At 39.9% G+C, this 23576-nt stretch carries 24 protein-coding genes; 16 read left to right on the forward strand and 8 right to left on the reverse strand.

Annotated features, from left to right (window positions below; translation table 11 throughout):
* The first annotated feature begins 102 nt into the window (after positions 1–102).
* From kdpB to K2F26_RS24625, 7 genes are all read left to right on the forward strand, one after another.
* A complete protein-coding gene (gene kdpB, locus K2F26_RS06070) occupies positions 103–2211 on the forward strand; it encodes a potassium-transporting ATPase subunit KdpB (protein ID WP_220610751.1) in 2109 nt (702 codons plus the stop codon).
* Positions 2212–2424: 213 nt separating this feature from the next.
* Positions 2425–3027, forward strand: a complete 603-nt coding sequence (kdpC, locus tag K2F26_RS06075) for a K(+)-transporting ATPase subunit C (RefSeq protein WP_220610752.1) — start codon at positions 2425–2427, stop codon at positions 3025–3027.
* 446 nt (positions 3028–3473) lie between these two features.
* Positions 3474–3653: an adenine nucleotide alpha hydrolase family protein gene (locus tag K2F26_RS06080; protein ID WP_220612032.1), complete on the forward strand. Its 180-nt coding sequence runs from the start codon at positions 3474–3476 to the stop codon at positions 3651–3653.
* 749 nt (positions 3654–4402) lie between these two features.
* Entirely contained in the window at positions 4403–5569 is a 1167-nt protein-coding gene (locus tag K2F26_RS06085; protein ID WP_220610753.1) for an anhydro-N-acetylmuramic acid kinase, read from the forward strand.
* Between the two features lie 31 nt (positions 5570–5600).
* The gene (locus tag K2F26_RS06090) at positions 5601–5783 is read left to right on the forward strand and encodes a MerR family transcriptional regulator (protein WP_375539909.1); all 183 of its coding nucleotides are present in this window, start codon (positions 5601–5603) and stop codon (positions 5781–5783) included.
* 61 nt (positions 5784–5844) lie between these two features.
* Positions 5845–6435: an RNA-guided endonuclease InsQ/TnpB family protein gene (locus tag K2F26_RS24620; RefSeq protein WP_246605534.1), complete on the forward strand. Its 591-nt coding sequence runs from the start codon at positions 5845–5847 to the stop codon at positions 6433–6435.
* Entirely contained in the window at positions 6429–6926 is a 498-nt protein-coding gene (locus K2F26_RS24625) for an RNA-guided endonuclease InsQ/TnpB family protein (protein ID WP_246605535.1), read from the forward strand. The genes K2F26_RS24620 and K2F26_RS24625 overlap by 7 nt, the downstream gene beginning before the upstream one ends.
* 788 nt (positions 6927–7714) lie before the next feature.
* Here K2F26_RS24625 and K2F26_RS06100 read toward each other — a convergent pair.
* Both K2F26_RS06100 and K2F26_RS06105 read right to left on the reverse strand, forming a co-directional pair.
* Entirely contained in the window at positions 7715–9253 is a 1539-nt protein-coding gene (locus tag K2F26_RS06100) for an amidohydrolase family protein (protein WP_220610754.1), read from the reverse strand.
* Positions 9254–9783: 530 nt separating this feature from the next.
* Positions 9784–11127, reverse strand: coding sequence for an LLM class flavin-dependent oxidoreductase (locus K2F26_RS06105; RefSeq protein WP_220610755.1), 1344 nt, complete (start codon positions 11125–11127; stop codon positions 9784–9786).
* A 695-nt stretch (positions 11128–11822) separates the two neighbouring features.
* Here K2F26_RS06105 and K2F26_RS06110 point away from each other — a divergent pair.
* The 3 genes from K2F26_RS06110 (at position 11823) to K2F26_RS06120 (ending at position 13433) form a co-directional block, all read left to right on the forward strand.
* The gene (locus K2F26_RS06110) at positions 11823–12401 is read left to right on the forward strand and encodes a hypothetical protein (RefSeq protein WP_220610756.1); all 579 of its coding nucleotides are present in this window, start codon (positions 11823–11825) and stop codon (positions 12399–12401) included.
* Positions 12402–12510: 109 nt separating this feature from the next.
* Entirely contained in the window at positions 12511–13053 is a 543-nt protein-coding gene (locus K2F26_RS06115; RefSeq protein WP_220610757.1) for a hypothetical protein, read from the forward strand.
* Positions 13050–13433 carry a hypothetical protein gene (locus K2F26_RS06120; RefSeq protein WP_220610758.1) on the forward strand — a complete coding sequence of 128 codons (384 nt, stop codon included), beginning with the start codon at positions 13050–13052 and terminating at the stop codon, positions 13431–13433. Before K2F26_RS06115 ends, K2F26_RS06120 begins: the two co-directional genes overlap by 4 nt.
* Before the next feature lie 41 nt (positions 13434–13474).
* Here the strand turns inward: K2F26_RS06120 and K2F26_RS06125 are convergent, their stop codons facing one another.
* The gene (locus K2F26_RS06125) at positions 13475–14128 is read right to left on the reverse strand and encodes an HAD family hydrolase (RefSeq protein WP_220610759.1); all 654 of its coding nucleotides are present in this window, start codon (positions 14126–14128) and stop codon (positions 13475–13477) included.
* 146 nt (positions 14129–14274) lie between these two features.
* A complete protein-coding gene (locus K2F26_RS06130) occupies positions 14275–14619 on the reverse strand; it encodes a DOPA 4,5-dioxygenase family protein (protein WP_220610760.1) in 345 nt (114 codons plus the stop codon).
* A 407-nt stretch (positions 14620–15026) separates the two neighbouring features.
* On the opposite strand from K2F26_RS06130, the gene K2F26_RS06135 reads away from it, so the two are divergent.
* The 6 genes from K2F26_RS06135 (at position 15027) to K2F26_RS06160 (ending at position 20002) form a co-directional block, all read left to right on the forward strand.
* Positions 15027–15698 (forward strand): glutathione S-transferase family protein, encoded by a 672-nt coding sequence (locus K2F26_RS06135; RefSeq protein WP_220610761.1) that lies wholly within the window; start codon positions 15027–15029, stop codon positions 15696–15698.
* Between the two features lie 44 nt (positions 15699–15742).
* Entirely contained in the window at positions 15743–16651 is a 909-nt protein-coding gene (locus K2F26_RS06140) for a TauD/TfdA dioxygenase family protein (protein ID WP_220610762.1), read from the forward strand.
* Positions 16652–16736: 85 nt separating this feature from the next.
* Complete coding sequence (locus tag K2F26_RS06145) at positions 16737–17336, forward strand: thioredoxin family protein (RefSeq protein ID WP_220610763.1); 600 nt, start codon at positions 16737–16739, stop codon at positions 17334–17336.
* Between the two features lie 356 nt (positions 17337–17692).
* Positions 17693–18487 carry a TIGR04255 family protein gene (locus K2F26_RS06150; protein ID WP_220610764.1) on the forward strand — a complete coding sequence of 265 codons (795 nt, stop codon included), beginning with the start codon at positions 17693–17695 and terminating at the stop codon, positions 18485–18487.
* Between the two features lie 170 nt (positions 18488–18657).
* A complete protein-coding gene (locus tag K2F26_RS06155; protein ID WP_246605536.1) occupies positions 18658–19173 on the forward strand; it encodes a helix-turn-helix domain-containing protein in 516 nt (171 codons plus the stop codon).
* On the forward strand, positions 19163–20002 hold the full coding sequence (locus K2F26_RS06160) for a hypothetical protein (protein ID WP_220610766.1): 840 nt from the start codon (positions 19163–19165) through the stop codon (positions 20000–20002). Before K2F26_RS06155 ends, K2F26_RS06160 begins: the two co-directional genes overlap by 11 nt.
* Before the next feature lie 156 nt (positions 20003–20158).
* Here K2F26_RS06160 and K2F26_RS06165 read toward each other — a convergent pair whose 3' ends face one another.
* From K2F26_RS06165 to K2F26_RS06180, 4 genes are read right to left on the reverse strand one after another with little or no spacing between them, the layout of a single operon-like run.
* A complete protein-coding gene (locus K2F26_RS06165) occupies positions 20159–21424 on the reverse strand; it encodes an MFS transporter (RefSeq protein WP_220610767.1) in 1266 nt (421 codons plus the stop codon).
* Entirely contained in the window at positions 21390–21848 is a 459-nt protein-coding gene (locus K2F26_RS06170) for a MarR family winged helix-turn-helix transcriptional regulator (protein ID WP_220610768.1), read from the reverse strand. The genes K2F26_RS06165 and K2F26_RS06170 overlap by 35 nt, the downstream gene beginning before the upstream one ends.
* Positions 21849–21867: 19 nt before the next feature.
* Positions 21868–22722 carry an ABC transporter permease gene (locus tag K2F26_RS06175; RefSeq protein WP_220610769.1) on the reverse strand — a complete coding sequence of 285 codons (855 nt, stop codon included), beginning with the start codon at positions 22720–22722 and terminating at the stop codon, positions 21868–21870.
* Positions 22679–23533, reverse strand: coding sequence for an ATP-binding cassette domain-containing protein (locus tag K2F26_RS06180; RefSeq protein ID WP_246605537.1), 855 nt, complete (start codon positions 23531–23533; stop codon positions 22679–22681). The genes K2F26_RS06175 and K2F26_RS06180 overlap by 44 nt, the downstream gene beginning before the upstream one ends.
* Between the last annotated feature and the right edge of the window lie 43 nt (positions 23534–23576).

Below are 23576 nucleotides of genomic sequence, written 5' to 3' on the forward strand. Positions count from 1 at the left end.
CAGGAGTCAGGAGAAAGAATTATTTTTTCAACTCTTGACTTTTGCCTCTTGCCTCTTGCCTTCTTTCTGTCACCAGTCACCAGTCACCTGTCACCTCTTCCTATGAACTCTGCTGCAACTACCCCAAGACCTAAATCTTCTCGTCCCCGTCCTAGCGATCGCCGTCTCAAACGTAAAAAAACACGGCGAATTAGTACCAAAGGACTCTACATCAGGGCAATTAGAGATGCCTTTGTTAAGTTACATCCCCAATATGCCATTAAAAATCCCATCATGTTTTTGGTGTGGTTGGGAACAATCATTACCCTAGCCGCCACAATTTATCCCCCCATATTTGGACCCGTCACCCAGAAAAACCCCCAGCTTTTCAACGGTTTAGTCACAATTATCTTATTTTTCACTGTGCTTTTTGCCAATTTCGCCGAAGCATTGGCACAAGGAAGAGGTAAAGCCCAAGCTGATGCTTTACGATCTACCCGTTCAGAAACCATCGCCAAAAAAATTGTCGTTGATGGCACAATCACAGAAATCCCTTCTACTGACCTTAAAAAAGGTGATACCGTCTACGTTGTTGCCGGTGATATCATCCCCGCAGATGGGGAAGTAATATTGGGTGTCGCTTCTGTTGATGAATCAGCCATTACCGGTGAATCTGCACCAGTCCTTAAAGAATCAGGTTCAGATGTTGCCAGTTCTGTTACTGGTGGTACGCGCATCATCTCCGATGAGTTAATCATCCGTATTACTGCTGACCCCGGTAAAGGATTTATTGACCGGATGATCAACTTAGTAGAAGGGGCAGAACGCACTAAAACACCTAATGAAATTGCTTTAACCATTTTGCTGTCAGTGCTGACCCTAGCCTTTTTATTTGTGGTCGCAACCCTGCCCGCCTTTGCCTATTATGTCAACAGTCCCGTTAGCGTTACCGTATTAATTGCCCTGTTGGTAGCACTTATCCCTACTACAATTGGCAGTTTACTTAGTGCTATTGGTATTGCAGGTATGGATAGAGTCGCCCAATTTAACATTATTGCTACTTCAGGACGGGCAGTGGAAGCCTGTGGAGATATCAATACTTTAGTTTTGGATAAAACAGGTACAATCACTCTGGGAAACCGATTAGCAGAAGCTTTTATCCCCATCAACGGTCACTCAATGGTGGAAATTGCTAATGTGGCTTTAGCAGCTAGTATCTTTGACGATACTCCAGAAGGTCGGTCTATTGTCCGACTAGCAGAAAAATTTGGCGCAAAATTTGATGTAGACCGCAAACAAGCCCAAGGAATAGAATTTTCCGCCAAAACCCGCATGAGTGGTACTAACTTTCCTGGTGGACATGAGGCGCGAAAAGGTGCGGTGGGAGCAATTAAAGGCTTTGTTCGTTCTCGCAATGGACGGGAAACCCCAGAATTAGATACTGCTTATGAGGAAGTTTCTCATCAAGGAGGTACGCCTTTAGCTGTTTGTCTCGATAATGAAATCTATGGGGTGATTTATCTCAAAGATATTGTTAAACCCGGTATCCGCGAACGTTTTGAGCAACTGCGGCGCATGGGAGTGCGTACCGTGATGTTAACTGGAGATAACCGCATCACTGCCTATGTTATTGCTAAAGAAGCGGGAGTAGATGAATTTATCGCCGAAGCTACACCAGAAGATAAAATCAGCGTCATTCAAGGGGAACAAGCAGAAGGTAAATTGGTGGCCATGACAGGAGATGGAACTAATGACGCTCCTGCTTTGGCACAGGCTAATGTTGGTGTAGCCATGAATACAGGGACTCAAGCTGCTAAGGAAGCTGCTAATATGGTGGATTTGGATTCTGATCCTACCAAACTTATTGATATCGTCAGTATTGGTAAACAATTATTGATTACTCGTGGGGCATTGACGACATTTTCCATTGCTAATGATATTGCTAAATATTTTGCCATTATCCCGGTAATTTTTGCCGCTGCTAATTTACAAAGCTTGAATATTATGAAGTTAACCAGTGTTAATTCAGCGGTATTGTCGGCACTGATTTATAATGCTTTGATTATTCCGGTTTTGATTCCTTTAGCATTGAAGGGTGTCAAATTTCGACCTTTGACTGCTAATCAACTTCTGCAACGCAATCTTTTTCTTTATGGCTTAGGTGGGGTGATTGCTCCATTTATTGCTATTAAATTCATAGATATGTTAATTACAGTTGTTGGTTTAGCTTAATCGGTGACTGGTGACTGGTGACTGTTGACTGGGGAAGAAAATTTTAGATTTTAGATTTTAGATTTTAGATTGGAATTGACAAAAACAATCCAAAATCCAAAATCCAAAATCCTTTCATTGAATTACCAATTACCAATTACCAATTACCAATTACCAATTACCAATTTAAAATCCAAAATCCAAAATCCAAAATCTAAAATCTAAAATTAAATTATGGTGTTGATTAGAGAAACTATCCGTGCTATGCGGATGATTTTATTACTTTGGTTGTTAACAGCAATTATTTATCCTTTGGCAATATTAGGGTTTGGTCAGTTGGCATTCCCTTCTTCAGCTAATGGTAGTATTGTTTTAAATATAGATGCTCAAGCCATAGGTTCATCTTTGATTGGTCAAGTTTTTACATCAGATAAATATTTTCACACCCGTCCCAGTGCGGTAAGATATAGTCAAGGTAGCAAAGCCAGACCAACTGGTATATCTGGCGGTAGTAATCTTGCTCCTAGTAATTCAGAACTAACTAATAGAATTATTAAAGAAGCAACTCAATTTGAAGATGAGAATATACAACCAGTAGCTGATTTAATTTACACCTCTGGTTCTGGTTTAGACCCCCATATTTCTTTGAAAGCCACACGACAACAGTTAACAAGAGTCACACAGGCGCGGGGTATCAAAGAATCTGATATCATCCCTTTAATTAATAAGTATACTGATGGCAGATTTTTGGGTATTTTTGGTGAACCAGGAGTTAATGTTTTACGTTTAAATTATGCTCTTGATCTACAAGAAATCAACCTTCAGCAAAATCAATAATTAGTTAGGGGTTGCTGAGAAAGTTTTGTCGTGAAGGCATAGGAGTCAGGAGTGGTAGGGGCGAAGCATTCGGGCGACTCATTATAAATTTTTGTCCAAGCCTATTTTCCGAATGCTTCGCCCTTACAGGAGTCAGGAGTCAGGAGTCAGGAGTCAGGAGGAGATTTCAAAATTTATTTTCCATCTCTCAAACCCAACAAAAGTGTAAGGCTTCGCCGTGAGCGTCAGCCGAACGGTTTTTGAGGCACAAGACGCTATATCTTTGCACCTACTTTCCTGTTTATCCACCTCCAACCTTTGATTTATCTGGGTTTTGGGTTTTTTCAGCAAACCCTAGTTATCAGTTATCAGTTGCAAAAGGCACTCATGCAAAAGGCACTCATGCAAAAGTTCAACGGCGAATATAATTCGCTACTACATAATCAAAGTCCACCGGAGTGGACTTGATGAAAGAACCCGCGCAGCAGGGTTTCGTCTGTATAGCCGCGATTTATAATCTCATTGGTGAGAGTAGGCGTTATCGTTGGGAAATTCTGCTGAAAGGTTCTTTAATTCAAAAGTTGGTGGGTTTGCTCAAAAATATTGATTTACATATTATTGCTATAGGACTCATATTTGATTTTTGAAAAAAAATCCGTACACCTAAATTTTCTGAAACCCTTTTGCCTATTACCTTTTGCGTTTTATCTGACTACGCAAACAATTTCAAATATCAAATATTATTCCTATACTGGGAAAAATTAAAAATTTAAAAGTCAGGAGTCAGTCGTAGGGGCAACCTCCTGTGGTTGCCCTCTTGAGTAGAAGTCAGGAGTCAGGAATCAGAATATAGCGTTTCCCAGTCTAATGAAGTACACACCAATTTATTCACTGTTCCGTGTTAAGAGTTCCCTGTTCCCTAAAACGAAAAAACTTTGTACCTCACTAGCATGGGAATGGCTATAATTGTTAAGTACCTAGGGGTTGCTGAGAAAGTCTTGTCGTGATGACAGGTGACAGGTGACAGTTTCAAGAGTTGGATAGGAACGATTTTTCCTTTGAGTAGGAATTAAATGCAAGGTTTTTAAGTTTCCACCCCGTAAAAGCTTGCACTTTTTGAAAGTCAAAATAGCTAAAAACCTTTACCTGTAAAGTTTTCGGATTTATTCAGCAAGCCCTAAGTACCTAAGCAAAATTAAGTCAACATATTGAGTGAAAACAAAAATGTCTGTTTTCCTTAATTCCTATTCCCTGATCATTCCACTGCCAAATATAAAATTTATTTTGCACGACTACTTAAATCAGGACTTAACAGATTCACGATTTTATAAATGATTTTCATCAAGGTAACATTTAAGTTAAACTATCTGTTGCAATCACACCAAAATCTCTGTAAATGCACCCGACTCGTGTTGTAGGTTTAATGAGTGGCACATCTGTGGATGGGATAGATGCTGCCTTGGTAGAAATTGTTGGTACAGATTTGAATCTCAAAGTTGAATTATTAGCCGGGGAAACCTATCCTTACCCTGCTGAACTAAGAGAAAAAATATTGGCTATCTGTGCCGGTGCGTCTATCTCAATAGCAGAACTGGCAGCCATAGATGATGCGATCGCTGTCGTTTTTGCCCAGGCTGTCCAAAATATTCAAGTCGGTTATCCCCCAGCCTCCCTTATCGGTTCTCACGGTCAAACTGTTTACCACCGACCACCTCAGCAGCAATCTCTCGGTTACAGTTTGCAACTTGGTCGGGGTGCTTTAATTTCTCGCCTGACTGGTATTACTACTATTAGTAATTTCCGTGTAGCTGATATTGCTGTTGGTGGTCATGGTGCGCCTCTTGTTCCTAGAGTTGATGCCTATTTACTCAGTCATCCCCAAGAAGCACGTTGTATTCAAAATATAGGTGGTATTGGTAATGTAACTTATCTACCTCCCCGGCGTGATGACTGGCTGGCTCAAATTCGTGGTTGGGATACTGGTCCTGGAAATAGTCTCTTGGATTTGGCTGTACAATACTTTACTAATGGTGATAAAAGTTACGATGAAAATGGTAGTTGGGCTGCTAGTGGTAGTCCCTGCTATCCATTGGTAGAAAAATGGCTCAGTCAAGATTATTTTCGTTTACCACCCCCTAAATCTACTGGTCGGGAGTTATTTGGTGTAACTTATCTACATCAGTGTTTACAGGACTGCCAAGCCTACCAACTTAGTCCCGCAGATGTGTTGGCAACAATTACAGAACTCACAGCTGCTTCGATTGTTAATAGTTACCGTGCTTTTTTACCGCAAATGCCAGAACGGGTATTATTATGTGGGGGCGGTAGTCAGAATCTTTACTTAAAACACAGGTTAGAGTTATTGTTGAGATCAGTAAAAGTTTTAACTACAGATGAAGTCGGTTTAAGTGCAACGTTTAAAGAAGCGATCGCTTTCGCTGTTTTAGCCTACTGGAGACAGTTAGGTCTTTCTGGTAATTTACGCGTTGCAACTGGAGCAGATCAAGAAGTGGTTTTAGGAGAAATACATCAGGTGAGAGCTTGTCCTAAGTTGACAATTTAATAGACAAACCTGTACACTCATAAACAAACCTATGAGTGACTTTATGTTTAAACCTCATGAATTTGCTAAAAAAATCGGAGTTTCAGTCAAGACCTTGCAAAGATGGGATGTTGAAGGAAGACTTCCAGCCAAAAGAACATTGTCGGGGCATCGTTTTTATACTGAAGATGATTTACTGATTACCCAGGGATTAAAACCTGTAGACTCAAATTGACAAACCTGTACAAGATATGTCAGTTTTAGACAGCAAAGAAATACAGTGTTGAGGTCGAGCAATGCTTTTATCTATCAAAACAAAACTCAAGTTAAACAAAACCCAGGAAATATTCATGGCTAAACACGCTGGTATAGCAAGGTTTACCTATAATTGGGGTTTAGCTACTTGGCAGGATTTGTATAAAGATGGATTAAAGCCAAACAAATATATGCTCAAAAAATTCTTTAATAACCATGTAAAACCTGAATTGGCATGGATTAAAGAAAAAGGTATTTGTCAGAAAATCACTCAATACGCCTTTGATAGTTTAGGTGAGGCTTTCCAGAGATTTTTTAAAGGACAGTCTAAATATCCCAACTTCAAAAAGAAAGGGAAAAATGATAGTTTTACAATTGATAATGGTGGTAAACCAATTCCTGTAGGTGGTACATCAATAAAACTACCAACAATTGGATGGGTAAAAACTTATGAAGGATTACCTCACACCACCTGCAAAAGTATTACTATTTCCAGGACTGCTGATAGCTGGTACATAGCCTTTTCTTATGAACAAGAATGTCAGCCAACTATTAAAAAACATGATGCTGTTGGTGTTGATTTGGGAGTAAAGGAACTAGCTACACTAAGCACTGGTGTTACTATTTGCTAATCCTAAACACTACAAACAGAACTCTAGCTAAACTGCAAAGATTATCTAATATCTACTCTAGAAAGGCTAAAGGTTCAAGCAATAAGCATAAAGCCAAAATTAAACTAGCTAGACATCATGCGAGAATAGCAAACCTGAGAAAAGATACTCTTCACCAAATCACTACTTACTTATGCAAAAACCACGCTCAGATAGTAGTAGAAGATTTGAATGTTTCAGGGATGTTATCAAACCATAAATTAGCCCAAGCAATAGCTGATTGTGGGTTTCATGAGTTTAAGCGTCAGCTAGAATATAAAGCTAAAAAGTTTGGTTGTGAAATTATAATTGCTGATAGATTTTATCCATCAAGTAAAACCTGTTCTCACTGTGGACATAGAAAAGATAGTCTTTCTTTATCTGAAAGAATTTATCACTGCGAGAACTGTAGTTTTGAGATGGATAGGGATCTGAATGCTGCAATTAATTTATCGCGTTTGGCTAAAGCGTGAAAGTCTACCGAGGGATAACTGCTCCCATGCTCCCGTTGAAGTAGAAAGTAAAGTCTAGTTTTGTCTAGGTTTTATATAGCAGATGACAGTGAAGAAGGTAGGGGAAGCAAAATTAAGTCTTTATCCTGACTCCTAAGATTATTGTTGTTGAAAAAATCAAAGGAATTTATAACCCACATTCCGCACTTCAATTTGTAGTACACATACAAGTATCATAAGCAGCATAAATGCTTAAATATAAATACGGAATTAATACAGTAAAAATATAAACTTTACTTTCTATTTGACTACTAAAGAGAAATTCATAAGGCATTACGTCCTTGTTTTGGTATTTTGTGATTGTACAGTTTCATCAATATTTAAAACTTAGTGATCAAGGATTATTTGATGGTAGAAAATTCCAGTTTATACCACTGTTTGTTGATGAATTAGTATAAGCCTAAGCCCTATGTTGGTGCTAACATCCAAAAATTTCCGGTGGTGTGGGACGAAAAGCCCGCTAATCAAGGACGGGCGGGATGCCCACTCACAAGGGTAGGTATTTTACATTGTCGTCAGGGCAAGACTTGGATGACTTGGAAGGACTGTGGACAAGGGAGGAAAACCGTACAAAATCAGATGCTCTTGGTAACAAGAACAGCCCGTCAAAATACCATTGTGCGTATCAAATCTTCCTTGTCTACCTAGTCCTGCCTTCACAGTTAATATTAAAAACCTACCCCTGTGAGCGGGATGCCCATCCCACAAGATTAGATACTCTATTTTTTGGCGTAACCTCACAAGGTCATTTACACACCTACTAAGGTTTTGTTCTCTACTTGAGATTCGGTCTTAGGTAGTTTGGATTCTACTGCTGTACCTTTGAAGAAATCAGGATTGGCTTCGGTGTAGAATTTATAGGGATTGCCGAATACATAGGCTTTGAAGTCATCTTCAGAAATTACGCCTTCTCTGACCAAATCCCAGCTTTCAGCTAAGGGTGTGGTGAGATCGGGTACATCCCAGTGACCAACATCGGAGGAATAAATGGCGTTGATCTTCACTCCCAAGGGGTTGGCTTTATCGTTGAATGCCGCAGCGATAGTACGATCATCTGATTCAGAACCAAAGAAGAAACTATTCACCCAGCGATCGCGTATATCTTCAATTGATTGAATCCCAGCTGCACCAAAATCTTCTAATTCACTACCCACTGGTGAACGACTATGACGGTTGAAGGAAGCACCCAATACACTCTTGGTCAATTCTTCTTTGCTGAGAGAATATCCTTGAGTAATTTCTCCACCATACTCTGCAAACAACTCAAACAACTCATCGGGGTTAGCTAAATCTGGGTTGTAATTTTGCAGTCCTTCTAAATTGCGTTTGGAGAAACGATCCACTAAATGAATGTAGACGTGAGCGCCCCAATCTGCACCACCTTCTAGCATACCAACGCGCAATTGTGGGAAGCGTCTGGTTACACCACCAAAGAATAATGCTTTCGCAAATGCTTGTGAACCATCGGCAAAGTGACCGATGTGGTTGTTCATGTAGTTACTGATGGAGGAGCGTCCTGTCCATCCTTGGCTACCATAATGGGTGGTGAGAGGTACGCCTAATTCAACGGCTTTAGCCCAGAAGGGATCGTAGTCGTATTCACTATCTAATCCGAAAAAGTCAATGTAAGAGGCATATTTACCAATTTCGGGGAATTGATCGGCTGGGTATTTATCAGCGATCGCTTTAATTGGCCGTCTCACACCACCAGGAATATTTGCCACCTTCAATCCTAGTGTTTTTACAGCAAATTCTAACTCTTCAATTGCTTCTTGGGGGGTAGTCATGGGGATACCAGCTACCACAGTCAGGCGATCGCTATATTGACGGTAAATATCGGCATGATAGTGATTAATCGCCCGTTGCAATAATTGACGATTCTCTTTACTTGCACCAGCCGCAGCTAAAGCATTATTGGGAAATAATACCGAATAATCTGATCCTTGCTCCGCTTGACGTTCATAGAGTAATGCAGGGAGAGTGTAAGTAGCTAAATCTAAGGTATTACGAGTAACTCTAGCCCACCAAGGCGATCGCAATGTCCGATTATATTGACGCTCTTCAGGGGTTTGTTGATACCAGTCTTTACCTTCACTCTTGGGATTAAGACGAGAAGATTCAGCCTTGCGTAATTCATCTACCAGTTTTACACCGCCGTAGTGAGCAATATAATCCTCAAGGGCAGGAGTAAAGTCATTAGTGTGAACATCAGTATCAATGACAGGATAATCCAGATTGGCTCTAACTGCAGCGGAGGGAGAGCTTTTCAACTTGCTATATTTACTCATATTTTCCTTAGAAAAGTTACAAGACAATTTAGATCCCTGATTTCTCAAACAATTGCAGAATCTAAAAGTTATGAATTTTCAAAAAATCGGGTATCTGAGGGAAATCGTGCTGTTGATTTTGACTTGAGTTTAATCCGTGAAATTGAAGATTCTTGTCTTTTTGACAAGCATAACTTTCCGATAGTTTGCATGGACTCCGGTAGGCTTTTAACGTCTGTGCTGACGGTCTCTTGTAGGGTGCGTCAGATGTGATAAATTGGTTATTGTGAACAAATTTTCTACTGACGCACCATACTTTTTTATTTACACCAACACCATCTTTTGTTTGTATAAAGTTAAAAATTCTGGCGGTGCTGAATTGAGGTATGAAAATTGAAAATTCCATTTCTCAAGCTCTTACTCTTTGCGCCTCTGCGTGAGACAAATTTCAGGACTTACGCACGAATTATGGAATAACGAACCACTCCAGGCACAGAGGACACAGAGAAAGGAGGTTTTGAGAGAGATTTTGCGTAATTCCTTAAATTTATTTAAACTGCTGCTAATACCTTTTGAAATTGATTAACTGGACGAGATAAACCGAGATTTTCCCGCAGAGTTGTACCTTCATACTCAGTGCGGAATAAACCCCGACGTTGTAATTCAGGAATTACTAAATCAACAAAATCATCTAGTCCACCGGGAAGATAAGGAGGCATAATATTGAAACCATCAGCAGCATCATTAACAAACCAGCTTTCAAGTTGATCTGCAATTTGTACTGGTGTACCAATAATTGTCCAATGACCACGCGCTCCTGCAATCCATTGATAAAGCTCACGAATGGTAAAATTGTGTTTGCGAGCAATATCAATTAATAATGCTTGGCGGCTTTTGTTATCATTGGTTTCTGGTAACTCTGGCAGTGGTCCATCAAGGGGATAACCGGAAAGATCCGTGCCTATGAGTCCTTGCAATAAAGCCAAACCAACCTGGGGATGAATTAAATCTTGTAGTTCTTGATATTTGGCTTTTGCGTCTGCTTCTGTTAGTCCCACGACTGGAAAAACACCAGGCATAACCTTGAGTTGATCCGGGGTACGTCCATATTTTGCTAATCTACCTTTAACATCTGCATAGAAGGCTTGGGCATCTTCTAGGGTTTGTTGAGCAGTAAATATAACTTCGGCAGTTTTACCAGCCAGTTCTTTACCATCTTCAGAAGAACCAGCTTGCACAATTACAGGATAACCTTGGGGCGGACGGGCAATGTTCAATGGTCCGCGCACGGAGAAAAATCTGCCTTTATGGTTAAGTTGATGTATTTTGTTGGGGTCGTAGTAAAAAGCTGTTTCTTTATCACGGACAAAAGCATCATCTTCCCAGCTATCCCACAAACCTTTGACTACATCAATAAATTCATGGGCGCGGATGTACCGTTCTGCATGAATAGGATGGGCTTCTAGACCGAAGTTCCCAGCAGCTTCACTACTACCCGTTGTGACTACGTTCCAGCCTGCTCTTCCCCCAGAAATATGATCTAAAGAAGCAAATTTGCGTGCCAGAATATACGGATCTTCGTAGGTGGTAGAGGCAGTGGCGATAAAACCAATCTTTTCTGTCACCGCAGACAAAGCTGAAAATAGGGTAACAGGTTCAAAGTCGCCACCGAAGGCTGTACGCCCTTCTGCACCGGGACGTTGTTGTAAGGCTAAACCGTCGGCTAGAAAAAATGCGTCAAATTTACCACGCTCGGCTGTCTGGGCTATTTGTTTATAATGCTCAAAGTTGAGAGCGCCATTACTCCGTGCTTGAGGATGTCTCCAAGCTGCTACGTGCTGACCTGCTCCGGGTAAAAATGCACCTAGTCTTAGTTGTTTTTGTTGTTTGCCCATATCAGACTCCAAGTAATATTTTTTACTAAATGAATATAGGATGATAAAAACTGGTATGGCAGTTGTCATATATATCAATGTGACTACCGCATATTTATTTTTTGAGAAAGCTTTTTCAACTCCTTAGCCATAGCTATAGGCATTAGCGTTAGTGGTGGGTTGCTGATCAAACTACTGTATCTCGACTGATTTATCGTAAATTAATAGTAGAATCTCATAACTCTCCTGAAAAAGCAAGTACCTTTTCATAAAAATATGGTGAACTAAATTTGTTGGTGGCTAATTGTTAGATATTCAAAGTATTTGATGGCTTTGGAGTGTGCAAAGTAGGCGATCGCCTCCGGCACTGGCGTAGCCAATCGCCTCTGGTGTGCGGAATGCCATCGCTGAATTTGAATACAACATATAAAACAAATGTACTTATATTTGACTACTGGGTAAGAGCAAAGTAGCTTAAAATATAAGTATGGAAACTCTAGAGTATCAGTCCGTCAGGAGTACGAACTGCACAATGGAATTTTGCTGCTGCTTTATTATAGGTACGAGCAATTTTGATGATCCGAATGTGATAAGTGTGATTATGGGGATAAGTTACCAGAATTAGATCAAGGATAGAGTGTAGATTTAGAAAAGGTAGAAGTTTTGTAAGCAAGACAACTAAATAAATAGTAAATAGTTAGATGCAGGTGTGTGTTATGCTCAAGGTGAAACGATGTATTGACGAAATCAATGCATTTGTGGCAGAAACCACTACACTCTCGAAAGGAGTTGCAATGAACAAGTATTTAGAATTCTTCCAAACTCTTCACGATGAGGTTGCACCAACAGGTTATTTAGGTCGGGGTTCGCATTATTCAGTGCTTCGATCTGTTGTCTGGCATAACAATTTGCAGCATCCATTAACCAAGGCTGTTTACCATGATTTAGCTATTATTTGGGATGAAGATCACGATATCAGGGTAATTGAAGTTGTTAAGTTGCTTTATTTTGCAGGACTTCTCACACCCGCTATTATTGTTGGAGAACGGAAAGGTAGTTTCACACTGCTAGTTTCTGAACAGACCGTTGAAGAGGCTGGTAAAAAGTGGCTTTGTGCCTATCAAAAAGCGGTTGAAAAAATAACACAATCACTTTATGATCCTTGGGCGGCTACAGTTGCATCCATTAATTCACGCGATTATGGCATTATTAATGATGACTCGGAAAAAGTTGTTCAGTACCTTCAAACAATAAATATGCTGTGGCAACTTGGCATCAAACCAAGTGAAGTGTAGTAAGGAGCATATAACAATCATCTAACAGAAGTAAGATGTGTAGTTGCAACGCGAAACGCACTATCATCTTAAAAGTTTAAGATATTACAATTAAAATATTCATTAACTGATGAATTCAAACTCGAAAGAATTGGTAATCACCAAACTTGAACAAGGATTACCCGCTATTACTCCAGCCTTTGGTGCAACATTAGCAGAAGCCTGTGCGGTTTGTTTAAACAATCAAGGTTATATTCAGGGTATAGAACTCACAGTCAAAGGAGAGTTTACCGCCGTTTTTAAACTATATTGGCAAGAGGTAACAGACCAAATGCTACGTTGTTGGAACGATAGCGAATATACTACAGAACAGGCGGCTTATGGAATTGCTTTTTTAATTATACAAGAACTTACGGACTATACAGTTATCGAACGTTCTCGCAGAGGAACAGGATTTGATTACTGGTTGGGTAAAAAAGGTGATAACAATGAACTACCATTTCAAAATGCAGTGCGTTTAGAAGTTTCCGGCATTCGTAAAGGCGACGACAGCCGAATAAAAGCTAGAATTAAACAGAAACTTGAGCAAGTCAGCCCCACAGATGGTACACTCCCAGCTTACATCGTGGTAGTTGAATTTAGTAATCCTTTAGCGTTCGTAGTAAAAAAATGAGTCAGATTCAAGAATTACATAAACAAGCTATGGATTTAGCCGAAATGGCACAAGTTGCTAAACTTAAAAATAACTTAGATTTAGCTTCTCAATTATCCCGACAAGCATTTGAAAAAGAACGATTAGCAGCAGAATTAATAACAAATGATTTTGCAGCAGAACCAACTCGTTCAATATTGTATCGTAGTGCTGCCAGCCTAGCAATTGACTGTGGAGAAATTCACATTGCAGAACGTTTAATTACAACTGCTTTATCAGGAAATCCACCATCTGAAATTGCCGAAGAACTCAGAGATTTATTTGTACAAATCAATATTCATAAATATTTTGCTCGTCGAGGTTTGGTATTTGATGAATCTAAACTTCAGATTTTTAGCTAGGAATTAGCTGTTAATAAATAGGTTTAAATTTGCTATCTTAATCAAATCAAAGGTAGTAATATAGGAATCTCATCTGGACAATCAGCAATTAAATCAGCTTTGTGAGTTTCCAACTCTTCCCTGCTTCCATAGCCATAAGTCACACCAATTGAAGTTATATTATTTTTCTTAGCTCCGATGATATCATGAGAGCGATCGCCTACCATAACAACAGTAGAAGCTAAAAGACTTTCCCTCTCTATAATGTAGGAAATTAAATCACCTTTCACACTTCTATTCCCATCCAACTCACTACCATAAACACCATCAAATAAAGGTGCTAAATCAAAATATTCAATAATGCGTGCAGCATAAATCTGAGGTTTGGAAGTAGCTACAAAAGTTTGATAACCAGCAGCACGAATAATTTTTAGGGTTTCGGGAATTTGCGGATAAAGGGAGTTTTCAAATAACCCAATTGTAGAAAAGCGACTACGATATAGTAAAACTGCCTCCTCAAGCAATGTATCATCAGAGGTTTGCAATAATTGGGAAAAACTGCTTTTCAGTGGTGGTCCAATACACCAAAGCAATTCCTCAGCATCCGGTGGTTTATAACCAAGTTCCGATAAAGCATACTGAATACAGCAAGTAATTCCCGGTTTAGGATCAGTTAGAGTTCCATCTAGGTCAAAAAGGACTGTGCGAAAAAGCATTTTGGTGAAATTAGATAGTTTTTATAGCAACCACTAAGGGGGTTAAGATATCAAATGATAGCGCACGTTGACGTAAGGTCGTTGATAAAACTTAGACTCCAAGAAACTTTTAACACTGTCACCTGTCACCTGTTCCCTGTCACCTGCTATAACCTTTGCAGAAACTCAATATTCAACGGTAGTTTTTCCCCTAACCACAGAGAATTATCTGTATGATCTTTGACATCATCTCCCGTTTCTGGATGAACCAAAATATCTAAACCTTCTCTATTAAGCATTAACCAAGGCACAACTTCACCAAACTGATGTGGTAAAAAAGCTACTTGATACATTGATTTTGGGTGTGGTCCTACAGGCTGTTCATGCCAGCGTCCCAATCTTACATCAAATTTAGCACCTAAACCTTCTCTTATACGAGCAGCAGCTTCACGACTAACAGTATCAAAATAAATATGTGCATGAAACCCAGTAATATCAGTATTTTTATTCATAGTTCTTGATTTCACCTCTTCCTATGAAGTATAGCTCAATAATTATTTAGATATACTAATCATTCGTAAGCCATAAATTTAGTGAAACACAGATTTTTTGTCAAACCACTTGAATTTTCTTTCTGGTCATGTAATACTACTAAAACAATCACCAGTAACTCGGTCAATAAACTGTAGTTTCTATTTTGTCTCAAGCCGTCCATAAATTATTCAAACCCGTCAAGGGTGATACACAGATAACTGGCAATAGTTATGTCTGCGCTGATCTTGGTATTGGAAGTAACTATTGAGTCAAGGGGTGAAAGCTAGTGAGCATAAATCAATTAGCTACTGACTATTTAAGATTTGGGTTTTTGATGTAAACAAATTCCCCAAGCACAAATCCTAATTTACTAAGGAATTTAAACATGGCTGACATTAAGATTTATAGTGCGGTTGTTTGTCCTTATGCTCACCGTACCCGCTTGGTACTTCAAGAAAAGGGTATTGATTTTGATTTGATTGAAATTGATTTACAGAATAAACCAGAAGGTTTTACAAAAGTTTCTCCTTATGGAAAAGTACCTGCAATTACTCATGGAGAAAATCGGATTTGGGAATCAGCAGTTATTAATGAATATCTGGATGAAGTATTTCCTAACCCACCGCTTTTACCTAGTAACCCCATTGCAAAAGCTCAGGCTCGAATTTGGATAGATTTTGCTAATACTAGATTAGTTCCTGCTTTTTCTACTCTTTTACGCAGTCCAGATTTCCAAAAACAAGAAGAAGCCAAACAAGAACTCTACAAACATCTAGAATTTATTGAAAATGAAGGTTTAGGAAAACTTTCTGGAGATGGTCCATACTGGTTTGGTGAATCTATCAGTTTAGTTGATTTTACCTTTTTCCCCTGGTTTGAAAGATGGGCTGCTCTTAAACATTATCGTGGCTTTGGTATCCCTGCTGAATTTACTCGTTTGAAACAGTGGAAACACGCGCTCAAGGAACGTGAATCTGTAAAGGCGATCGCTAACTCCAAAGAGTTCTATATTGAGCGATATGCTAAATTTGCTGCTCCTGTTCCTGTCGCTGCTTAGTCAAACGCTGCATTCAAATATTCCTAAATTGAGAAGACAAATTTATGAGTTATCAAAACATAGAAATCAAACCCATTGCTGGACGCATCGGTGCAAAAATTAAAGGTGTTAATCTAGCTGAAAACCTCAGTGATGAAATCATCAGCGAAATTAGAAAAGCCTTAGTTCAATATAAAGTTATTTTCTTCCGTAACCAAGAACTTGATGCCGATGGACAAGTAGCTTTTGCACGGCGTTTTGGTGAAATCACTACCGCACATCCGACAGTTCCATCACTTCCTGGACATCCAGAAGTATTAGATTTAGATTACAGCCGTACCGTTGCCCGTGCTAATAGCTGGCACACCGATGTTACATTTGTAGATCGTCCGCCCCTTGGCTCAGTCTTGCGGGCATTGGTAATTCCGCCGGCGGGAGGGGATACTATTTGGGCAAATTCGGTGACTGCATACCAAGATTTACCGGAGCATTTGCGGAATTTAGCGGATCAACTTTGGGCTGTACATAGTAATGCTTATGATTATGCCACAGCCTTTGATATACCTGAAGAAGTGAAATCTTACCGGGATGTGTTTACTTCAACGGTGTATGAAACCTTGCATCCAGTGGTGAGAATTCATCCTGAATCTGGGGAAAAAGGTTTATTTATTGGTGGTTTTGTGCGTCAAATTCGCGGTTTATCTCCAACTGAATCAGGGGATATTATTCGCTTATTGCAATCTTATATTACACGACCTGAGAATACAGTGCGTTGGCGTTGGCAGGTTGGGGATGTGGCATTTTGGGATAACCGTGCTACTCAACATTATGCGATCGCCGACTACGGAGATCAACCTCGTCGCGTGCAGCGTGTAACCATTGCCGGTGATCTTCCTTTAGGTATTGATGGTAAATATAGTCAAGCCATTAAAGGCGATTCTGCGGCATATATTCCCAATCTTGTAGCAGCTTAATCACTGGCTAAATGTAGGGTGTGTTACCGCAAAAGGTAATGCACCACTTTGAGCATGAATTTGATAATTTAAGGAGTTGGATTTTATGGCTTTAACACCTTCGACAATGTTACCTTTGGGGACTTTAGCACCTAATTTTTCTCTCCCAGATGTGGTTTCAGGGAAAACTATTTCATTGGCAAACTTTGCTGATAAAAAAGCTTTAGTAGTTATCTTTGTTAGTCGTCATTGTCCTTTTGTGCAGCATATAAAATTTGAATTAGCAAAATTAGGACAAGATTACAAAAATAAAAATGTGGGTATTGTAGCCATTAGTTCTAATGATATTAATACTCATCCTGATGATGCACCAGAATTACTTAAAGAGTTTGCCCAAGAAATAGATTTATCCTATCCTTTGCTTTATGATAAAAGTCAAAAAGCGGCTAAAGATTTTTTTGCAGCTTGTACTCCTGACTTTTTTGTATTTGATAGAAACAGAAAGCTGGCTTATCGAGGACAATTAGATGATAGTCGTCCAAAAAATGGTTTACCTGTAACTGGACAAGATTTGCGGAAAGCGATTAATTATGTTTTAGCAGATGAGGTAATTACTTGGGAACAAAAGCCGAGTATTGGTTGTAATATTAAATGGAAAGCAGGGAATGAGCCGGTTTATTATAAAGTTTCGGTAGCGGTGGGGTAGTTAGGGATTTTCAGTCGAAAGGTGATTATTTCAGCCTCTCTTCCATCAGCCAGGAAGTTATCCTGGCCTTTACTGCTGTAAAATTTGGGAAAATTTATTTATACAGTGCGATCGCTTAATAGATAACCTTCAAATTTTATATACGTAGATCAGATTGCTAGATATTACCTGCTGTCATATACACCTTATAATGTTGAGTTTAGTGACAGGATTCTGTCTTAGATAAATTTTGTTTAAACTTCACACTATACTTCACACTTTTGCTCTATTATAGATTCACGAGACTAAAGGCAGTATTTCCTGCTTTGGGAGCATACACAGTTTCCTGAAAACCAACAAACAAAGGATGGAGAGCAGTGGCCATAATCAATCCACTTATTGCACAACCGCCAAACGAGGTGTCTTTAAAAAAAGCACCTCTAGTTCGTGTTATTGCACAAATACGCTTTCCTCTGATTACGTCAATTGAAAATAAAAGCTTTATAGGAGGATTTCAAGAAGCTATTAGAGATAAGTATCCAATATTACAACAAGAGCAGACCCGCAGCTTAGTTTTTGGTTCTCAAGGTGTTACGCAGTCTGAACAAGTAACTTGGAGATTTGTAGATGCTCAAGGTAATTGGCGCTTATCACTATCACCTGACTTCGTAGCACTTGAAACAACTGCTTATACAAGTCGTAGTGATTTTATAGCACGGTTAGAAAACTTGCTAATAGCACTTAATGAACACATTAAACCTAAAATTGTTCAACGATTCGGTGTGAGATATATTGATCGGCTCGTTGGACAAGCAGTAAATGATATATCTAAGCTTGTACGCTCAGAAATTACAGGTATTGTAGCATTAGACTTTGGAGAATATATTCATCAGAGTATCAATGAATCTTTGTTTAGTTTACCTGGGGGAGAAGACCAGATAATTGCGCGTTGGGGGTTAATTTCTCCTAATGGAACTTTTGATCCAGATGCAATTGAACCAGTTGATGAACCTAGCTGGATACTTGATTTAGATATGTCTCTTTCAAAACAACGAGATTTTGATGTTGAAGAACTTCTGAATGAAGCACAGCGTTTTGCTGAAAGAATTTATACTTTTTTCAGATGGGCAGTAACTGATGAATTTTTGCAGCATTTTGGAGGTGAACCATGACTTCTCTTTTAGATAGAAAACCTGAGCAGTTATCGGGTACTTCTGCCCGTGGCTCAATGTGTCCTCAACATAATTACCGCCCCACTATTATATATAAAATTTTTTCAACTATTCCTATTACAGCAAGTACGACAGCAACATTTGATCGAAATTTATTACCTACTTTGGAGATGACAACGAGTGGGTTGACTTTTCCATCAACTAATTCTGCGGAAACAACACAAATTGCTCTTAACCAACTGAGAAAGTTAAGTGGATTGACCTGGGATCAACTTGCTAGGCTTTTTAATGTTTCACGTAGAAGTATTCACTTTTGGGCTAGTGGCCAGCCATTATCTCGTTTTAATGAGGAGAAGCTTAATCGCCTTTTGGCTACTGTTCAGTATATTAATCGGGGAAGTGCCAGTCTTAATCGTAGTCTTTTATTAACTCCTGGTAGTGATAGTCAACTTCCTTTCGATCTCTTGGTAGCTGATGAATATGAAGAGGTAAAACGAATTATTGGTTATGGTAATGCTCCTGAAAGACCACAATTAGCTCCCTTATCTGAGGATGCACGTGCGTCACGTAGACCACCCAATCCGGCTGATCTAGTTGATGCTCTACAAGAGCCTATCCATCGTGAAGTTGGACGATCCAAACCTGCTAGAGCGGTAAGGAGCCGCAAAAACGGTAGTGGACAATGAGCGTGATGTTTTGATTAAGGAAGTGGATGCTGCTCTTCAAGAATGGCAGCAAGGTGATTATGTGCTTGGCGAACATTGGTTTGTACAACGTTTTCACCCTCAGCGTCCTCTGACACAAGAATCTACTGGTGTAGCACAAGAGGAGACTGATCTTGCTGAGTCAGAAGTCAGGGGTTTTGTAGTGGTTACGCAAACTTGCGATATTGTGCGTACTTGTGGCACTCGTCCGTTTGTTGAAGTAGTTCCTTTGGTGGAGGTTGATGAAGAACAATTATATCAAATTCAACGAAATAGACGACCTCAATATGCTTATATTCCAGGAGTAGCAGAACTGAATCTAGTGGCTGATCTTGATCGTGTGATGACAGTGGAGAAAGCCGTTGTTGCAGAATGGGAGCGCAAGTCTGGATGCCAAAATGATCAAGAGATTAGGGCATTAGGGCAAGCATTAGCCCGGAAGCGAGCTAGATTTGCTTTTCCTGATGACTTCAATCAATTTTCTAAAAAGTTGCAAATACGAATGCAAGATAAGCATGATAAATCTAGCCCTGAAGGTGAAGCTCTTCGTGCTTTACGTGAAATTAGAGTATATGCAGAACCTTCTTGGAATGACACTGCAATCAACCTAACTTTTTTGTTTATCCGTGATGAAGAACAAGTTCAGTTTCAAGATATAAGATGGGATCAACTTTGTGAAAATTGGTTGAAATTAATTCCACCATCCGGCCGTTTTCAATCTGTAGATGGCTTGGTAGTATCTTTGGAAGACATGACAGCAAAGGAATATGTTGAGAGTGATCCGCTAGATTTGGATAACTTATCATCCTGAAATCTGAAATCATTCTCGACATAAACAGCCCATATCAAGTTACAGGCTAAGAGCCAAAGTTCGTTGAAATAGACTAAATTTGTGAGCAGCTATGTAGATTACTATTTTTGTGTCTAGATTTCTTCCTCTCTGCGTCTTTGCGTGAGACTATTTCCCCTATAAATCCTCATGCAACGCCCCCAACTTGCGTATCTCCGGCCAAATCAACGCCGTAGCAACTACCACCAAAATTGTACCTATTCCCCCGCTAACCACAGAGAAAACAGGCCCAAATAAAGCCGCAACTGCACCAGACTCAAAACCCCCCAACTCATTAGAAGCACTGATAAACACACTGTTAATAGCCGCAACTCGACCCCGTAAATGATCAGGGGTTTTAATTTGCACCAAAGTATGGCGAATCACCACACTAATACTATCTAACGCCCCACTTAATGCCAACATCAACAACGACAACCACACCCAACGAGACAAACCAAAGATAATTGTTACAACCCCAAATCCCACAACTGACCACAGTAATGCTGGTCCAGCTTTGCTGATAGGTGGTAAATATACTAGCAAGGCTGCCATAATTAATGCACCTATGGATGGTGCTGCTTGTAAATAGCCTAGTTCCACTGGCCCAACTTGCAAAATATCTTTGGCATAGACGGGTAATAATGCCACAGCACCACCAAATAAAACTGCAAATAAATCTAAGGTAATAGCAGCCAGAATAATTTGATTATTCCAAACAAACTCAGCACCAGCAGCTAAGGATTTTAAAGATATTGGTTCTTTGGCAAAGTTGGTTTTTTGAGGTTTAATAGCTGCAACTGAGGCTAAACATAATAAAGAGGCGATCGCAGCTACTATATACACTGGGGTGGCACTCTTGAAAATAGCAATGGCAAATCCTCCCAAGGCTGGACCAATCACTGATGCTAACTGAAAGCTACTACTTACCCAAGTCGCGGCATTAGCAAACACATTAGTTGGTATCAATTGCCACATTAAAGCATCACTGGCAGGTTTAAGAAATGCCCTTGCTACACCCATTAACACTAAACAAGCATAAACTAGGAAAATTGCCCCTTTAGTGTAGGAAATCACTCCTAAACCCAGTGAACAAACAGCCAGCAGGAAAATTGCTAGTAAAGTAGTGCGTTGGCGATTATACTTGTCAGCAACATGACCTGCTATTAATGTCAGTAAAATCATGGGTGTTACTTGGGCTAATCCCACTCCACCTAACGCCAAAGGGGAATGGGTGCGCTCATAAAGTTCCCAACCAATGGCCACCGTTTGCATTTGTCCCCCTGTAAACAAGAGAACACGCCCAATAGTAAATAACCGATAATCTCGAAATCTCATGGCTGCAAAAGGATCGTGTGCAGCCTTAGTATTAGGGGGGATTTGTTTCTGTTTGCTCGAAGACATTTTTTAGTAGACTTAACCCTTCTTCAATTTTTGATACTTGTTCTGGTGTTAAACTCTCTATAATTTCCGCAATTTCCCCGCGAGTTTTTTCCTGGGATTGCTCTAAAAGCAGTTTTCCCTCTCTCGTCAAATTCAGGACTACTCGCCGTCGTTCTTGAGGATTATCTGTACGTTGCACCAGATTTCGTTGGACTAATTTTTCTATAGTTGTGGATGCTGTAGCACAGGTGACACCTAAATGATCTGCTACCTCAGACAAGGAAGCACCAGGATTGCGATTCAGAAAAGCGAGCGATCGCAATTGTGGTATAGATAAAGAGTCAGAACTGTGCGATCGCATTTCGGCTCGGATAAACCGCATCAATAAGGGGACAGTTTCCATCACCCTAGCGGCACATTTTTCAGAGGGTTTATCCAAACTCATAAGACCGTTTTTCTCCAGATTACATCGCCACCCGTGGATAAAGTCGTCCACAGATGTAGATTAAACCTATTAATGTTAGCAAGAGAATTGTACAATCTAACCCGAACCCATAAATACTTGAGCCATTAGCCAGCATCGCACCGCGTAAAGCATCCACTTCATAAGTCAAAGGATTAATGTGAGAAATGACCTTTAACCAACCTGGCATCAATGAAATAGGATAGATCGCGTTGCTGGCAAAAAATAACGGCATTGTAATTAATTGTCCTATTCCCGTAAATCTTTCCCGTGATTTCACTAAACAGCCGATAATTAACGAAAATGTGCAAAAACACCCAGCACCTAAAAACACAATCAAAACTACTTGTAAAAAAGCTATAGGATTGTGATTGAGGTGTACGCCTAAAAACAAAGCTAAAAGGTAAATAAACACTACTTGGGAAAAGCAACGCACACCAGAAGCCACACCTTTACCTAAAACTATTGCTGCGCGGGGGATAGGTGCAGCTAGGAACTTGTGGACAACCCCTAAATCACGTTCCCAGATTAACGTCATCCCCCCGGTAAAAATGGCGATAAACAGCGCACTTTGAGCCAGAATACCAGGAGTCATGAAATCCAAGTAAGGTATATCACCTGTAGGAATAGCACGAGTCCGAGTAAACACTTGCCCAAAAATGATCAGCCATAAAGCTGGTTGTACAGCCCTGATAATTAAATCACTGGGATCATGGCGGAGTTTTCTTACCTCTAACTCAGTAATTACCAGGGTTTTAGTAAATAGTTCTTGGATGCCAAAAAAAATCCCTTTAGGGCGATTATATCTGGGTTCAGCCCAACCGTTGAGAGGTACGTCTGGTTCTTGCGGTTTCACTGTAGCTCACTCCTGATACTAATTGATTACCTGCGTAGTGGATGAACACATCATCTAAAGTTGCGTCTGGTTTTCCTATGGCTGCTTTTAATTCTGATGGTGAACCAGTGATAATTTCTTTACCCTGATTCATAATTACTACTCGATGACACAGAGTATCTGCTTCTTCTAAAAAATGGGTAGTTAAAAAGATGGTTGTACCGTACTCAATTCGCAATTGTTCCATCAGCTGCCAAACTTGCGATCGCGCTACAGGATCTAATCCCACTGTCGGCTCATCCAAAAATAAAATCTGCGGTTGATGTAAAATAGCCTGGGCAATTTCTAATTTACGAATCATCCCCCCAGAGTAATTTCTCACTAAGCGATGTGCAGCATCCTCCAAACCCATAAATTCCAACACATCCTTAATTTGCTGTTGTCGTCTTCGAGTCGGTAGATCGTATAACTTGGCAAATATTAAAAGGTTTTCATAACCCGTCAAAGTTCCATCTGCTGATAAAGCTTGAGGTACATAACCTATCACCCTTCTCACAGCATCAGGTTGACGAGTCACATCATAACCAGCTAAGTATGCTTTCCCGCTACTGACTGGTAGCAAGGTGGTTAACATTTTAATTACTGTGCTTTTACCAGCACCATTAGGACCAAGTAAACCGAAAACTTCTCCCGATGTTACGGATATATTTAAGCCATCAACGGCGGTGAAGTTGTCAAAGCGTCGCGTCAGTTCCAGGGTTTGCAATATCACTGATGGCGAAACTTGTGCAGATTTTAACGAAGAGTCTACGCTTCCCCTTTGTTTACTCACGATTGGGAGACACTTCCTTTTTCAAATATTTAGATTGCCTAAA

The sequence above is a fragment of the Sphaerospermopsis torques-reginae ITEP-024 genome (assembly GCF_019598945.1).
In the GTDB taxonomy this organism is placed as follows: domain Bacteria; phylum Cyanobacteriota; class Cyanobacteriia; order Cyanobacteriales; family Nostocaceae; genus Sphaerospermopsis.